We start from the raw sequence: 13,640 nt of genomic DNA on the forward strand, positions 1-13,640 counted from the left end.
GGCGTCGAAGTGCCTTCCGGAGGGGTGCGGTGCGTCAGGGGCGGGGGACGACGAGCGCCGTCGCGAGGGCCGCGAGGCCCTCGCCCCGGCCGGTGAGGCCGAGGCCGTCGGTCGTCGTCGCGGAGACGGCGACGGGCGCGCCGGCCGCCCGGGTGAGCACCTCCTGCGCCTCGGCCCGCCGGGGGCTGAAGCGAGGGCGATTGCCGAGGAGCTGCACGGCGACGTTGCCGACCTCGAAGCCCGCCGCCCGGACACGCCGGGCGGTCTCGGCGAGGAGGACGACGCCGGCGGCACCCGCCCACTCCGGCTCGGCCGTGCCGAAGTGCTGCCCGAGGTCGCCGATGCCGGCCGCCGAGAGCAGGGCGTCGCAGGCGGCGTGGGCCACGACGTCGGCGTCGGAGTGCCCCTCCAGCCCGCGCTCCCCGGGCCAGAGCAGCCCGGCCACCCACAGCGGGCGGTCCGACCCCTCGGCCGCGAAGGCGTGGACGTCGACGCCCGACCCGACGCGCGGCAGCCCGGTCGGCGCCGTCACGGCGTCCCCACCGCGGCTGCGGCGCGGGCGGCCCCGCGGCGGGCGAGGAGGGCCTCGACGAGCAGGAGGTCGAGCGGGGTCGTCACCTTGAGGGCCTCCGGGTCGCCGTCGACGACGTGCACGGGGACGCCGGTGCGCTCCACGAGGCCGGCGTCGTCGGTGGCGCCCTCCCCGTCGGCGGGGACGGCGTGCGCCCGGCGCAGGGCGGCGACGTCGAAGCCCTGCGGCGTCTGGACGGCGCGCAGCCGCGCCCGGTCGACGACCCGGCCGCCGACCTCGCGGAGGGTGTCGACGACCGGGACGGCGGGCACGACCGCCCCGTGGCCGGCGGCGACGGCGTCGACGACCCGGCGCACGACGGCGGGCGGGGTGAGGGCCCGCGCGGCGTCGTGGACGAGGACGACGCCCGTGCCGTCGGGCAGGGCGGCGAGGCCGGCGGCGACGGACGCCTGCCGGGACGCACCGCCGGCGACGACGGTCGCCGGCGGCAGCCCGGCCACCGGCGCGAGCAGCTCCTCCGTGGCGCGCTCCGCCCCCGCCGGCACGACGACGACGAGGACGTCCACCGCCCCGGCGGCGGCCAGGCCCTCGGCCGCGTGGACGAGGAGCGGACGCCCGGCGGCGGGCACGAAGGCCTTCGGACGCCCGGCCGCGAGCCGGGTGCCCGCGCCGGCGGCGACGAGGACGCAGGCGACGCCCCCGCGGCGGCCCGCCCCCGCCGTCGCGTCCGGGCCCGGACGCACGGAGCCCGCCGCCCCGGACGGGACGGCGGGCTCGGCGTCGTGCGTGGTGCTCATGCGGTCCTCGGGACGTCTCAGGACGCGAGGACCTCGTCGAGGATGGCCTCGGCCTTCTCCTCCTCGGTCTTCTCCGCGAGCGCGAGCTCGGAGACGAGGATCTGGCGGGCCTTGGCCAGCATGCGCTTCTCGCCGGCGGACAGGCCGCGGTCGGCGTCGCGCCGGGAGAGGTCGCGCACGACCTCGGCGACCTTGATGACGTCGCCGGAGGCCAGCTTCTCGAGGTTGGCCTTGTACCGGCGCGACCAGTTGGTCGGCTCCTCGGTGTACGGCTGGCGCAGGACCTCGAACACGCGGTCCAGGCCCTCCTTGCCGACGACGTCGCGCACGCCGACGAGGTCGCAGTTCTCCGCCGGGACCTCGATGGTGAGGTCACCCTGGGCGACCTTGAGGCGGAGGTAGAGCTTCTCCTCGCCCTTGATGATGCGGGTCTTGATCTCCTCGATCAGCGCCGCCCCGTGATGGGGGTACACGACAGTCTCGCCAACAGTGAAAGCCATCTGCTCACATCCCCTTCCGCGGCGGCCAGGTTACCACGGCGAGAGGGCCCCTCCGGGCCCGTCCACGAGCATCGTCGCAGGTCAGGGGCTCGCGGAGGGCCGCATCCGTCCTCCCAGGGCCTTGACAGGAAGACCGGGCGCATGCTGCGACGGGTGCCGCGGGACACCGCTCCGGCCCCTCCGGCGGGTCTCCCCGCCCGCCCCCCGGGCCCCTCCCAGACCTCTCCCCGCCCCCTCCGCGCCGACCGCGGCGGCCGGCCAGGGCGGGGCCCGGGGCCCTGCGGCAGAGCCGCCCTCGGCCCCCGCCACGACGGGCCGGGGCCCACGGGGCCCGGCGGGGCGGCCGCGGCTACGCTGCCCCCGACGTCCGCGCCGACCGCCCGGCCGCGACGGACCGACGACCGAGGAGACACCCGTGCCCCTTCCCCGCCCCGCGGCGCCCCGCGCCGCCGTCCGGTCGGGCGCCGCCCTCCTGGCCGCCGGCGCCCTCGCGCTGACGACCGGCTGCGCGGTCTCCCCCGTCGTCAACCAGTTCTCCACCGAGCTGCAGTACGCGCCGTCCGACGGCGTCTCGGCGTCGGTCGTCCTCCAGGAGACGACGACCGAGCAGGTCCAGCAGCGCCTGCTCGCCCGCAACCTCCTCCTGCTCGGCGCGGGCGAGGACCAGGCCGCCGCGCTCTACGGCGTCCTCGTCAACGAGTCGCTCGAGGAGGTCTCGGCCGTCATCAGCGGGCCGGGCGGGCTCTTCGCCGAGGTCGTCGTGCCCCCGCGCAGCAGCGTCCCGCTCACCGAGGTCCCCGAGGAGACGCTCGGCGTCCCGCCGCTCGAGGCCCCCGAGGGCGCGGAGACGACCGGCACCCTCGTCGCCGACCCGGTCGGCCACCAGCCGGGCACGCTGGCCGAGGTCACGATCGCCGTCGGCGACGAGGCGCTCGAGGTCTCGGTCCCGCTCCTCGACGCGACGCTGCCGGAGTACGACGGGCTGCTGCCCGCCGAGGACGCCTGACCGCCCGCACGTCGCAGGACGGCCCCCGACCTGCCGGTCGGGGGCCGTCCTGCGTCCGGGGCCGTCCCGCACCGGTCGAGCCGGTCGCGCGGCCGAGGACCTCAGGCCGTGGCCGGTGCCGCGACGTCGAACATCCAGCTGACGCCCCACCGGTCGGTGAGGGTGCCGAACCGGGTGCCCCACGGCGACGGCGACAGGTCCTGGTGGACCTCGGCCCCCTCGGAGAGCACCTCCCACGCCGCCTCGAGCATCGGGCCGTCGTCGCCCCACACGGCCAGGCCGCCCGCCGGGGGGCGCTGCTCCTCGGGCATGCCCGGCGGGTAGTCCGAGACCATGAGGACGCCGACGACCTCGCTGCGGAGCATCGCGTTGGCCACGAGGTCGGCGCTCGCGGGGTCGGGCATGCCGATCTGCCCGTAGGTCGTCACCTCGGGCTCGGAGCCGCGCAGCGCGCGGCGGTAGGTCTCCAGCGCCTCGCGGACGTCGCCGCGGGGGTACAGGTACGGGCTGATCTCGACGGCCACGGGGCCTCCTCGTCCGGGGGCGGTGCTCCGCCCGCTGCGTGCGGGCGGCCCCTCGCCGCCCGCTGCCCCTACCGACCGGCGACGGGCGGGGAACTCATCGGTGGCGCTCCTCCCCCGACGGTCACCCCGTCGGGTCGGGTCGCCGGGCCGGGCGGGCTCAGCCCTCGAGCTTGTAGCCGAGCCCCCGCACGGTGACGAGGCGCGTCGGGCTGGCCGGGTCGTCCTCGATCTTGGCGCGCAGCCGCTTGACGTGGACGTCGAGCGTCTTCGTGTCGCCGACGTAGTCGGCGCCCCACACCCGGTCGATGAGCTGGCCGCGGGTCAGCACCCGGCCGGCGTTGCGCAGCAGCACCTCGAGGAGCTCGAACTCCTTGAGCGGCAGGGACAGCGGCTCGCCGCCGAGGGTGACGACGTGGCGCTCGACGTCCATCCGCACGGGGCCGGCGGCGAGGGCGGCCGGGTCCTCGCCCTCGTCGACCTCGCCGCCCCGGCGCAGCACGGCGCGGATGCGGGCGAGGAGCTCGCGCGAGGAGTACGGCTTCGTCACGTAGTCGTCGGCGCCCAGCTCGAGGCCCACGACGACGTCCACCTCGCTGTCCTTGGCCGTCACCATGATGACGGGGACGGCGCTGCGGGCGCGGAGCTGGCGGCAGACCTCGGTGCCGGGCAGCCCGGGGAGCATGAGGTCGAGCAGGACGAGGTCGGCCCCGGCGCGGTCGAACTCGGCGAGGGCGGCGGGGCCGTCGGCGGCCACCGCGACCTCGTAGCCCTCGCGCCCCAGCTGGTAGGCCAGCGGGTCGCTGAGGGACTCCTCGTCCTCGACGAGCAGGATGCGGGTCACGGGCGCTCCTCGGCGTCTGCGGGCCGGCCGCCTCGTGCGGCGCGGCCCCTCGGTGCGGTGGTCGGGCGGGTCTGGCGGTCCTGAGGTCCTGGGGTGCTGCGGGTGACGAGCCGGGTCAGCCCGCGGCGCGGGGCTCGGCGGCGGGGGCGGCGACGTCGTCGGCGGCCCGGCGCAGCGGGAGGCGGAGCGTGAAGGTCGACCCCTCGCCGGGGCGGCTCCACAGCCCCACGTCGCCGCCGTGGTTGGCCGCGACGTGCTTGACGATGGACAGGCCGAGGCCCGTGCCGCCCGTGGCCCGCGAGCGGGCCGGGTCGAGGCGGTAGAAGCGCTCGAAGACGCGGTCGGCCTCCGCCTCGGGGATGCCGATGCCCTGGTCGCGGACGACGACCTCCACCCGCTCGCCGACGACGGAGACGACGACGGCGACGCGCGTGCCGGGGTCGGAGTAGTGCACGCCGTTGTCGACGAGGTTGCGCACCGCCGTGACGACGAGCTCACGGTCGCCCCAGACCTGGGCGGGCGGGCCCTGCCGGCGCGCCGGGTCGGCGCCCTCGGCGGACAGCTGCGTGGTGATGCGCACGCCGCGGCCGTCGGCCACGAGGCGGGTCCGGTCCACGGCCTCGAGGACGGCCTCGTCGACGTCGACGGGCACGGGCTGGTGCCGCGCGTCGGCGTCCTGGAGGCGGGAGAGCTGGACGATCTCCTGCACGAGCGCCGACAGCCGCTGCGACTCACGGGTCATCCGCTGGGCGAAGCGGCGCACCGTGGCCGGGTCCTCGGCGGCCTGGTCCATCGTCTCGGCGAGGAGGGCGATGGCGCCGACCGGCGTCTTCAGCTCGTGGCTGACGTTGGCGACGAAGTCCCGCCGGACCTCCTCCAGTCGCTTGGCCTGGGTGCGGTCCTCGACGAGGACGAGGACGTGCAGCGACCCCAGCGGCGCCACCCGGACGCCGACGACGAGCATGCCCGCGCCGTCGGGGGACGACGGGACGAAGGGGCCGCGCGGCAGCTGCATCTCGGCGTCGCGGATCTCCCCGTCGCGGCGCACGTGCGCGACCATCCGCGCCAGCTCCTCGTGGACGAGCTCGCGGTCGCGGACGATGCCGAAGGCGTGCGCGGCGGCGCTGGCCCGCACGACGGAGTCGGCGACGTCGAGGACGACGGTGGCCGAGGACAGCACGGCGAGGACGTCGGTGGCGCCGGGCGGGAGGTCGTCGTCGAGGTCGGGCGGCGGGGCCGGGCGCCGCTCGCCCCAGCGGGACGCGAGGACGCCGCCGGCGCCCACGAGCACGCCGACCAGGCCGGCGAGGGCCGTCGTCCAGGTGCCGTCCACGCGCCGCAGCGTAGGGCTGCCCCGGGCGCCGGCGGGCCGGGGAGGGCCCCGCGCCACGGCCCGGCGCGCGCCGGTCGCCTCCCGTTCACCCCGGGGGTCGACGGCGTTCACGCGACGGTGGAACGCTGCGGCCATGCGAGAGGTCTTCCACGACGAGCTGCGGTCCCTGGCCGAGCAGCTGACCCAGATGAGCGGCCTGGTCAGCGCCGCCATGGCCAACGCCACGCAGGCCCTGCTCGAGGGCGACCTCGCCCTCGCGGAGAGCGTCATCAGCGCGGACGCGCAGATCGACGCGCAGCAGCGCCACCTCGACGACCGGGCGGTCACGCTGCTCGCCCGCGAGTCGCCCGTGGCCACCGACCTGCGCGTCGTCGTCTCGGCGCTGCGCATGTCCACGTCGCTCGAGCGGATGGGCGACCTCGCCCGCCACGTCGCGAGCCAGGCGCGCCTGCGCCACCCGCACCACGTCGTCCCCGAGGTGCTCGTCCCGACCATCACCGAGATGGGCGACGCCGCGGCCCGCATCGCCACGGCCGCGGGCACCGTCATCACGACGCGCGACCTCGAGCTGGCCGCCCAGGTCGAGCGCGACGACGACCGGCTCGACGAGCTCCACAAGTCGGTCTTCACGACGATGAACGCCCCGGAGTGGTCGGAGTCGACGGAGCGGACCATCGACATGACGCTCTGCAGCCGCTACTTCGAGCGCTACGGCGACCACGCGGTCTCCGTCGTGCGCCGCGTCGGCTTCCTCGTCACCGGCGAGTGGATGAAGCCGGTCCAGCCCGTCGCCTGAGCCCCCCGCACGCACGAGGGCCCGCACCGCCGTCCGGCGGTGCGGGCCCTCGTGCGTGCGGGACCGGTCGTCAGGAGGTGCGGCGCCCCTGGGCGGCGACGGCCGCGGCCGCCGCCGCGGCGGCGTCCGGGTCGAGGTAGCGGCCGCCGCGCGTCAGCGGGCGCAGCTCGTCGTCGAGCTCGTAGAGCAGCGGGATGCCGGTGGGGATGTTGAGGCCGGCGATGTCGTCGTCGGAGATCCCGTCGAGGTGCTTGACGAGGGCGCGCAGCGAGTTGCCGTGCGCCGCGACGAGGACGGTGCGGCCCGCACGCAGGTCGGGGACGACGGCGTCCTCCCAGTACGGGAGCATCCGCGCGACGACGTCCTGCAGGCACTCGGTGGCCGGCATGGCGTCGCCGAGGTCGGCGTAGCGCGGGTCGCCGGCCTGGCTGAAGTCGTCGCCGGCCTCGATGGCGGGCGGCGGGGTGCTGTACGAGCGGCGCCAGAGCATGAACTGCTCCTCGCCGTAGGTCTCGAGCGTCTGGGCCTTGTCCTTGCCCTGCAGCGCGCCGTAGTGGCGCTCGTTGAGGCGCCAGGAGCGGGTGACGGGCACCCAGTGCCGGTCGGCGGCGTCGAGCGCGAGGTTGGCCGTGGTGATCGCGCGGCGCAGGAGCGACGTGTGCACGAGGTCGGGGAGCAGCCCCTCCCCCTTGAGCAGCTCGCCGCCGCGCCGCGCCTCGGCCTCGCCCTTCGCCGACAGGGGGACGTCCACCCAGCCGGTGAAGAGGTTCTTCGCGTTCCACTCGCTCTCGCCGTGGCGGAGCAGCACCAGGGTCATCGACATGGCCGCCAGCGTAGGGGCCGGGCCGTCGGCGGCACCTCGCCCGGGGCGGGGCCCGGGGGCCGGTTGCTCAGCGGCAGGGCGCGGGCGTCCGGCGGGCGGCCCGGGCCGCGACGGCGGCGCGCGCCCGGACGTAGAGGGCCTCGGTGCGCGCCGCCGTGGCGTCCCAGCCGTAGCCGGCGGCGTGCTCGACGGCGGCCGCGCCGAGACGGGCGCGGCGGGCGTCGTCGCGCAGGAGGTCGGCCAGCACGGCGGCCCACGTCGCCGGGTCCGCCCCGTCGACCAGCACCCCCGTGACGCCGTCGACCACCGCGGTGCGGAGCCCGCCGGTGCTCGTCGCGACGACGGGCGTGCCGCAGGCCTGCGCCTCCAGCGCAACGAGCCCGAAGGACTCCGTGCGCGAGGGCACCGCCACGAGGTCGGCGGCGCGGTACCAGCGCGCGAGCGCGGGCGCGGGCTGCGGGTCCACGAGCCGGACGACGTCGTCCGCGCCGGGCACCCCGCGCAGCCCGAGGGAGCGGGCGAGCGCGTCGAGGTCGTCGCGCGCGCTGGCGCCGGCCCCCGCCCCCGACGGCCCCCCGACCACGACGACGACGAGGCGGGCGGCCCGGCCGGGGTCGAGCACGCCGGCGCGCAGCGCCGCGGCCGCCCGGACCAGGACGTCCGGCCCCTTGAGCGGCTGCAGCCGGCCGGCGAAGAGGACGACGAGGTCGTCGTCCCCGAGCCCGAGCGCCCGCCGCCCCGCCGCGGCGTCGGCGGCGTCCGCCGGCGGCGCGAAGGCCGACAGGTCCACGCCGGGCGGCACGACGGCGACGCGGTCGGGGTCGGCCCCGTAGAGCTCGACGAGCTCCCGCCGCTCGTCGACGGTGCTCGCGACGAGCCCGTCGGCCGCCGCGACGACCTCCTCCTCGCCGCGGACCCGGACCGCGGGCTCCGGCGGCTGGCCGGGCCCGCGGTGGAGGTCCTTGACCCGCGCCGTCGTGTGCATCGTCTGGACGAACGGCACCCGCCACCGTGCGGCCAGGCGCCGCCCGACCACCCCGGAGAGCCAGTAGTGCCCGTGGACGACGTCGTAGCGCTCCGCCGGCGTGGCGTCGGGCGGGTCGAGGAGCCGGTCGGCCAGGGCGGGCAGCAGCGCGGGCAGCTCCTCCTTCGGCACCTCGTGCGCCGGGCCCGCGGGGACGTGGAGGACGCGGACGCCGGGGCCGACCCGGACGACGGGCGGCTGGTCGGGCGCCGTCGCGCGCGTCAGCAGGTCGACGGCGGCACCGCGCCGGGCCAGCGCGGCGGCGAGGCCGCGCACGTACGTCGTGAGGCCGCCGGCGTCGCCGCTGCCGGGCTGGTCCAGGGGCGAGCTGTGCACGGACAGGAGGGCCACGCGGCGGGGCGGGGCCGCCGGCGCTCCGGCCCCGGGGCCGTCCGGGCCGTCCGCGGGGTCGGCGGTCGGGCGGTCGGGCACGGTCGGCACGACCGGGACGCTACGCCCTGCGCGCGACGCGCCGCCCCGCGGCGGCGGGGCGTGCGGGCGACGTCGGGGACCATGGGGCGTGCCGTCGCCCTCCTCCGCCGCCGTGCCCGCGGGCGCGCTCGCCCGGCGGGCGCCGGCGGGGGCGCCCGTCGGCGTCGTCACGCGGGGCACCACGGGCCCGGACCGGCTGCGCCGGGTGGACCGGTGGGCCGCCGGCCCCGGCGCCCGCCTGCTCCTGGCGGCCGAGGACCCCCTCGTCGTCGACCTCGGCTTCGGCGCCGTGCCGACGACGACGCTGCGGCTCGCGCGGGCGCTGCGGGAGGTGCGGCCCGACGTCGCGGTCGTCGGGCTGGAGGTGGACCGCGAGCGCGCCGCGCTCGCCCGGCGCCTCCTCGACGGCCTGCCCGCGGCGGAGGTCCGCGGCGTGGACGTGGGCGTCGGGGGCTTCGAGCTCGGCGGGCCGGTCGCGGGGCGCCGTCCGGTCCTCGTGCGGGCCGCCAACGTGCTGCGGCAGTACGCCGTCGAGGACGTGCCGGCGGCGTGGGACCTCGTGACGGGCCGCCTCGCCCCGGGCGGGCTCCTGCTCGACGTGACGTGCGACGAGGTGGGCCGGCGGGCGGCGTGGGCGGTCGTCGGCGCCGACGGGCCGCGGGAGCTCGTCCTGTCGGTGCGCACGGCGGACCTCGCCCTCCCGGGCGCGCAGCCCTCCGACGTCGCCGAGCGGCTGCCGAAGGCCCTCGTCCACGCCAACGTGCCGGGGACGCGGGTGCACGCGTGGCTGGCCGCGCTCGACGCGGCCTGGCACCGCGCCGCCCCGCTCGCCCCGTGGGGGCCGCGGCAGCGGTGGGTCGCGACGTGCCGCGCCGTGGCGGCGGAGGGGTGGCCGGTCGTCGTCCGGGCGCCCCGGGGCGGCCCGCGGCGCTGGCGGCTCGGCGAGGTGGCCGTGGCGTGGGGGGCGGTGGCGCCCTAGGGGCGTCCGCCCCGGCGGGTCACCAGCCGGAGCTGCCGACTCCGCGGCTGCCGGGGCCGCCGCCCACCGAGCGGAGGGCGGGGCGCACGTCGGCGAGGTACACGCCCGCGGCGACGAGCGGGATGATGATGAGGCCGAGGCCGCCCGCCGTCGCGAAGCTGACGAGCGAGGCCACCGCGAGGATGGCCACCCACTTGTTCTTCGTCAGCTTGCCCGCGGCGGCGAAGGCGCCGGCCGGGCGCCGGGCCGCGTCGACGAGGGCGTAGACGCAGAGCGCGAGGACGGCCAGGCCGAGGAGCAGGGTGACGAGGCCCTGGGCCTGGAAGATCGACTGCATGGGCGCAGCGTAGGTGCCCGTCGCCGGCGCGGCCCGGCCGTCCACCCGCCCGGCTCCCCCGGCCCCCTCCTCGGTCCCCGCGTCCGGCGCGCGGGACGTCAGACGTCGACGACGAGGGTGACCGGCCCGTCGTTGACGAGCTCCACGGCCATGTGGGCGCCGAAGCGCCCGGTGGCCACCTCGAGGCCCTCCGCCCGGAGCCCCGCGACGACGGCGTCGACGAGCGGGGCGGCGACGTCGCCGGGCGCGGCCGCCGACCAGCTGGGTCGGCGCCCCTTGCGCGTGTCCCCCTGCAGCGTGAACTGGCTGACGACGAGGACGGGCGCCCCGGCCTCGACCACGGAGCGCTCGCCGTCGAGCACCCGCAGCCCGGCGACCTTGCGGACCATCGCCGCGACCTGCTCCGGCCCGTCGTCGCGGGCGACGCCGACGAGCACGCACAGCCCCTGCCCGCCCCCGCCGTCCCCGCCGGGGTCGACGGCGCCGACCACCTCGCCGTCGACGACGACGGACGCCCGCGAGACCCGCTGCAGGACCGCCCTCACCGCAGCGGCACCGGCACGCCGACGACCTCGCCGACGACCTCGCCGTGGCCGAGCACGGGCGCGGTCGCCTGCTCGGCGACGACGGGCGCGTCGACGCCGAGCGCGGTGAGGGCGGCGGCCATGGCCACCCGGCGGGCGCGGTCGCCGCCGTCGAGGACCTTGAGGGCGACGGCGCGGCCGTCGGGCAGGGCCGCGGCGTAGACGGACTCGGCGCCGTCCTTGGCCACGAGGCCGGGCACGCCGCGCAGGAGCGCGGTGACGTCCCGGGTCGTGCCGCCCACCCACACCGGGAAGTCCCGGACGGCCTCGGCCAGCGCGTGCCCGGGCGTCCCCCGGCCGGCCGTGGCCAGCCCCGCGAAGGCCTGCGCGAGCCCGGACAGCGGCACGGTGGGCAGCGGCGTGCCGCAGCCGTCCGTCGTGACGTGCCCCGCGGCGGGGACGCCCGGCCGGCCGGCCGCGTCGCGGACGGTCGCGAGCACGGCCCGCTGCAGCGGGTGGTCGGGGTCGAGGTAGCCCTCGACCGGCCAGCCCGCGGCCACGCACGTGGCGACCATGGCCGCGTGCTTGCCGGAGCAGTTCTGCGCCAGGCGCTCCGGCGCGCGGCCCTCGGCCGTCCAGGTGGCCCGCAGGTGCTCGTCGAGCGGGAGGTCGGGGGTGTTCGCGAGGGACGTCTCGTCGCGGCCGACCGACGCGAGGACGCGGCGGGCGCCGTCGCGGTGGAAGTCCTCGCCGCTGTGGCTCGCCGTCGCGAGCGCGAGGAGGTCGCCGCCGAGGCGCAGGCCGGAGCGCAGCATCGCGAGCGCCTGGAGCGGCTTGAGGCACGAGCGGGGCAGGACGAGCGCGTCCGGGTCGCCGAGCCCGCCGACGACGTCGCCGTCGGGCCCGAGGAGCACGACGTGCCCGTGGTGCGCCGACTCGACGACGTCGCCGCGCCGGACGAGCGCGATGGGCACGGCGCCCGCGAGCGGGCCGGGGGCGGAGGTCGTCGTCACGCCGCGAGGGTAGGGCGGGCCGCCGGGCGACGGCGACGCCCGGGTCGGCGCCCGGATGTCCCGATGACCCTGGTGCAGGGGCTTTTGCGCTGGAAGGGTGGGAAGTCCCGGCGCGGACCGCGCCGGGGCCGCCGACGACGCCGACCAGCACCCGGGAGCCCCTCCGTGCCACGCCCGACCCCCGAACGGCCCCGCACCGACCGCCCGACGACCGCCGGGCGCCGCTCCCGGGCCGCCCTCGTGGCCCGCACCGCCGTCACCGGCGCCGCGCTGCTCGTCCCGCTGCTGGCGGTGCCCGCGACCGCCGCGCCGGCGCCCGCGGCACCGGCGACCGTGGCGCCCACGGGTCCCGTCGTCGCCGACGGCCTGACGCAGCCCGTCTTCGACTACGCCGACGCGGTGCGCGAGACCGTCCGCGTCGAGGCGCCCGACGCCGACGGCGACGGCGAGCCGGACCTCGTCGTCGCCGACATCATCCGGCCGGCGGGGCTCGACGCCGACGTGCCGGTGATCATGGACGCGAGCCCGTACTACCTCTGCTGCGGCCGCGGCCTCGAGTCCCAGCGCAAGCAGTACGACGCCGAGGGCCGGCCGCTCAACTTCCCCCTCTTCTACGACAACTACTTCGTGCCGCGCGGCTACGCCTTCGTCGCCGTCGACATGGCCGGCACGGGCCGCTCCACGGGCTGCACCGACGTCGGCGGCCCCTCGGACGTCGACTCCGTCGCCGCCGTCGTCGAGTGGCTGGCCGGGGAGGGCACCGCCTACGACCTGGACGGGGAGGTCGTCGAGGCGACCTGGAGCGCCGGGCGCACGGGCATGATCGGCAAGTCCTACGACGGCACCCTGGCCAACGGCGTCGCCGCGGCCGGGACGACCGGGCTCGAGACCATCGTCCCGATCGAGGCCATCAGCTCCTGGTACGACTACACGCGCGCGGGCGACCTGCCCTTCTCCACCGGCTACCTGCCGTACCTCGGCAACTACGTGTCGCAGAACCGCACCGAGGCGGTCGACTGCGCCGCGGCGCTGACGCAGCTCGGCGTGGACGCCGACGACGCGAGCGGCACCTACAACGACGTCTGGGCCGAGCGCGACTACCGCGAGGGCGGCGAGCGCGCGGGCGGCCCCTACGACGCCTCGCAGATGACCGCGAGCGTCTTCGTCGTCCACGGCCTCCAGGACGACAACGTCAAGATGCGGCACTTCTCCGAGCTGTGGGACGAGCTGGGCGAGCACGACGTCGAGCGCAAGCTCTGGCTCATCCGCTCCGGCCACACCGACCCCTTCGACTCCGACCGCGAGGAGTGGGTCCGCGAGCTGCACCGCTGGTTCGACGCCGAGCTGATGGACGTCGACAACGGCATCCACGACGAGCCGTCGGTCCGCGTCGAGACGCGCCCGGGCGAGATCCGCACGAGCGACGCCTGGCCGGTGCCCACGCGCACCGTCCGCCTGCAGCCGCAGGCCGACGGGACCCTCGCCCCGGCGCGCCGGACGCAGGGCGACGTCGTCGTCACGAGCAACGCCCGCCAGCGCGAGGCGGCCGCCGTGGCCGAGGGCGACAACCCGAACCGCCTCCTGTGGACGAGCGGCGAGCTCCGCGAGGACGTCCGGCTGTCGGGCTCGCCGCGCGTCGACCTGGAGGTCACGCACGCCGCGGCGACGGGCCAGGGCCAGGTCGGCGTCATGCTCGTCGACTACGGCACGGCCGACCGCGTCCTCACGACCGGGGGCGGCGTCCGGGCGCTGGAGACCCGGTCCTGCTGGGGCGAGGGCGTCGAGGCCGACACCGGCTGCTTCCTCGACGCCGAGGTCGTGCGCGGCGAGACGCCGCTGCAGGTCCTCGCCCGGGGGGCCCTGCGCCTGCCCGGCGCGGGCACGCACCGGGTGTCCGTCGAGCTGCAGGCGCAGGACGTCGTCGTGCCCGCCGGCCACCGCGTCGGCCTCGTCGTCGTCGGCGCGTACCCGGGCTGGGTGACGACGGTCGACGGCGGCTCCGCCGCGTACACCGTCGACCTGGCCCGCACCGCGCTCCACCTGCCCGTCCAGGGCCGCGCGGCCTTCCTCGGCGGGGCCGCCCGCCCGGTGCCGGCGGCCGAGGACCTCGTCGCCGGGACGCTCCCCCGCCTCGGCGAGCGCGTCGTCCCGCGGTGACCCCTCGCCCCCGCCGGCCGGG

General features: G+C 78.1%; 15 protein-coding genes. 4 read left to right on the forward strand and 11 right to left on the reverse strand.

The genetic code is table 11. The features are described from left to right. Positions 1–34 precede the first annotated feature (34 nt). From ispF to EDC03_RS09935, 3 genes are read right to left on the reverse strand one after another with little or no spacing between them, the layout of a single operon-like run. A complete protein-coding gene (gene ispF, locus EDC03_RS09925) occupies positions 35–532 on the reverse strand; it encodes a 2-C-methyl-D-erythritol 2,4-cyclodiphosphate synthase (RefSeq protein ID WP_123380031.1) in 498 nt (165 codons plus the stop codon). Further along, positions 529–1,329 (reverse strand): 2-C-methyl-D-erythritol 4-phosphate cytidylyltransferase, encoded by an 801-nt coding sequence (gene ispD, locus EDC03_RS09930; protein ID WP_123380032.1) that lies wholly within the window; start codon positions 1,327–1,329, stop codon positions 529–531. The genes ispF and ispD overlap by 4 nt, the downstream gene beginning before the upstream one ends. Before the next feature lie 17 nt (positions 1,330–1,346). Further along, positions 1,347–1,829 (reverse strand): CarD family transcriptional regulator, encoded by a 483-nt coding sequence (locus EDC03_RS09935; protein WP_123380033.1) that lies wholly within the window; start codon positions 1,827–1,829, stop codon positions 1,347–1,349. A gap of 415 nt (positions 1,830–2,244) precedes the next feature. Here EDC03_RS09935 and EDC03_RS09940 point away from each other — a divergent pair, with 415 nt between their 5' ends. After that, positions 2,245–2,835 (forward strand): hypothetical protein, encoded by a 591-nt coding sequence (locus EDC03_RS09940; protein ID WP_123380034.1) that lies wholly within the window; start codon positions 2,245–2,247, stop codon positions 2,833–2,835. A gap of 101 nt (positions 2,836–2,936) precedes the next feature. On the opposite strand, the gene EDC03_RS09945 is transcribed toward EDC03_RS09940, so the two are convergent. The 3 genes from EDC03_RS09945 to EDC03_RS09955 all read right to left on the reverse strand — a co-directional run bounded on the left by EDC03_RS09945 (position 2,937) and on the right by EDC03_RS09955 (position 5,533). After that, positions 2,937–3,359 (reverse strand): VOC family protein, encoded by a 423-nt coding sequence (locus EDC03_RS09945; protein ID WP_123380035.1) that lies wholly within the window; start codon positions 3,357–3,359, stop codon positions 2,937–2,939. A gap of 157 nt (positions 3,360–3,516) precedes the next feature. Then, positions 3,517–4,200, reverse strand: a complete 684-nt coding sequence (locus tag EDC03_RS09950) for a response regulator transcription factor (protein WP_123380036.1) — start codon at positions 4,198–4,200, stop codon at positions 3,517–3,519. Positions 4,201–4,315: 115 nt separating this feature from the next. Beyond that, positions 4,316–5,533 (reverse strand): sensor histidine kinase, encoded by a 1,218-nt coding sequence (locus tag EDC03_RS09955; protein WP_199720111.1) that lies wholly within the window; start codon positions 5,531–5,533, stop codon positions 4,316–4,318. Positions 5,534–5,666: 133 nt separating this feature from the next. Between EDC03_RS09955 and phoU the strand changes: the two genes are divergently transcribed. Then, entirely contained in the window at positions 5,667–6,329 is a 663-nt protein-coding gene (gene phoU, locus EDC03_RS09960; RefSeq protein ID WP_123380038.1) for a phosphate signaling complex protein PhoU, read from the forward strand. Between the two features lie 70 nt (positions 6,330–6,399). On the opposite strand, the gene EDC03_RS09965 is transcribed toward phoU, so the two are convergent. Both EDC03_RS09965 and mshA read right to left on the reverse strand, forming a co-directional pair. Next, a complete protein-coding gene (locus EDC03_RS09965) occupies positions 6,400–7,152 on the reverse strand; it encodes a phosphoglyceromutase (RefSeq protein ID WP_123380039.1) in 753 nt (250 codons plus the stop codon). A gap of 67 nt (positions 7,153–7,219) precedes the next feature. Continuing rightward, the gene (gene mshA, locus EDC03_RS09970; protein ID WP_241967129.1) at positions 7,220–8,617 is read right to left on the reverse strand and encodes a D-inositol-3-phosphate glycosyltransferase; all 1,398 of its coding nucleotides are present in this window, start codon (positions 8,615–8,617) and stop codon (positions 7,220–7,222) included. A 79-nt stretch (positions 8,618–8,696) separates the two neighbouring features. Between mshA and EDC03_RS09975 the strand changes: the two genes are divergently transcribed. Then, a complete protein-coding gene (locus tag EDC03_RS09975; protein ID WP_241967130.1) occupies positions 8,697–9,587 on the forward strand; it encodes a class I SAM-dependent methyltransferase in 891 nt (296 codons plus the stop codon). Between the two features lie 19 nt (positions 9,588–9,606). On the opposite strand, the gene EDC03_RS09980 is transcribed toward EDC03_RS09975, so the two are convergent. The 3 genes from EDC03_RS09980 to EDC03_RS09990 all read right to left on the reverse strand — a co-directional run bounded on the left by EDC03_RS09980 (position 9,607) and on the right by EDC03_RS09990 (position 11,461). Continuing rightward, positions 9,607–9,924 (reverse strand): DUF2516 family protein, encoded by a 318-nt coding sequence (locus EDC03_RS09980; protein WP_123380129.1) that lies wholly within the window; start codon positions 9,922–9,924, stop codon positions 9,607–9,609. A 98-nt stretch (positions 9,925–10,022) separates the two neighbouring features. Continuing rightward, entirely contained in the window at positions 10,023–10,469 is a 447-nt protein-coding gene (gene dtd / locus EDC03_RS09985) for a D-aminoacyl-tRNA deacylase (RefSeq protein ID WP_123380040.1), read from the reverse strand. Then, on the reverse strand, positions 10,466–11,461 hold the full coding sequence (locus tag EDC03_RS09990) for an asparaginase (protein ID WP_123380041.1): 996 nt from the start codon (positions 11,459–11,461) through the stop codon (positions 10,466–10,468). Before EDC03_RS09990 ends, dtd begins: the two co-directional genes overlap by 4 nt. Before the next feature lie 165 nt (positions 11,462–11,626). Here EDC03_RS09990 and EDC03_RS09995 point away from each other — a divergent pair, with 165 nt between their 5' ends. Then, complete coding sequence (locus EDC03_RS09995) at positions 11,627–13,618, forward strand: CocE/NonD family hydrolase (protein WP_158674260.1); 1,992 nt, start codon at positions 11,627–11,629, stop codon at positions 13,616–13,618. Positions 13,619–13,640: the final 22 nt, after the last annotated feature.

This window comes from Pseudokineococcus lusitanus (genome assembly GCF_003751265.1).
Taxonomy (GTDB): domain Bacteria; phylum Actinomycetota; class Actinomycetes; order Actinomycetales; family Quadrisphaeraceae; genus Pseudokineococcus; species Pseudokineococcus lusitanus.

Coding starts and splice junctions, on each gene's coding strand:
- ispD (WP_123380032.1), bottom strand. CDS start 1,329: ATGAGCACCACGCACGACGCCGAGCCCGCCGTCCCGTCCGGGGCGGCG.
- EDC03_RS09965 (WP_123380039.1), bottom strand. CDS start 7,152: ATGTCGATGACCCTGGTGCTGCTCCGCCACGGCGAGAGCGAGTGGAAC.
- phoU (WP_123380038.1), top strand. CDS start 5,667: ATGCGAGAGGTCTTCCACGACGAGCTGCGGTCCCTGGCCGAGCAGCTG.
- EDC03_RS09935 (WP_123380033.1), bottom strand. CDS start 1,829: ATGGCTTTCACTGTTGGCGAGACTGTCGTGTACCCCCATCACGGGGCG.
- EDC03_RS09980 (WP_123380129.1), bottom strand. CDS start 9,924: ATGCAGTCGATCTTCCAGGCCCAGGGCCTCGTCACCCTGCTCCTCGGC.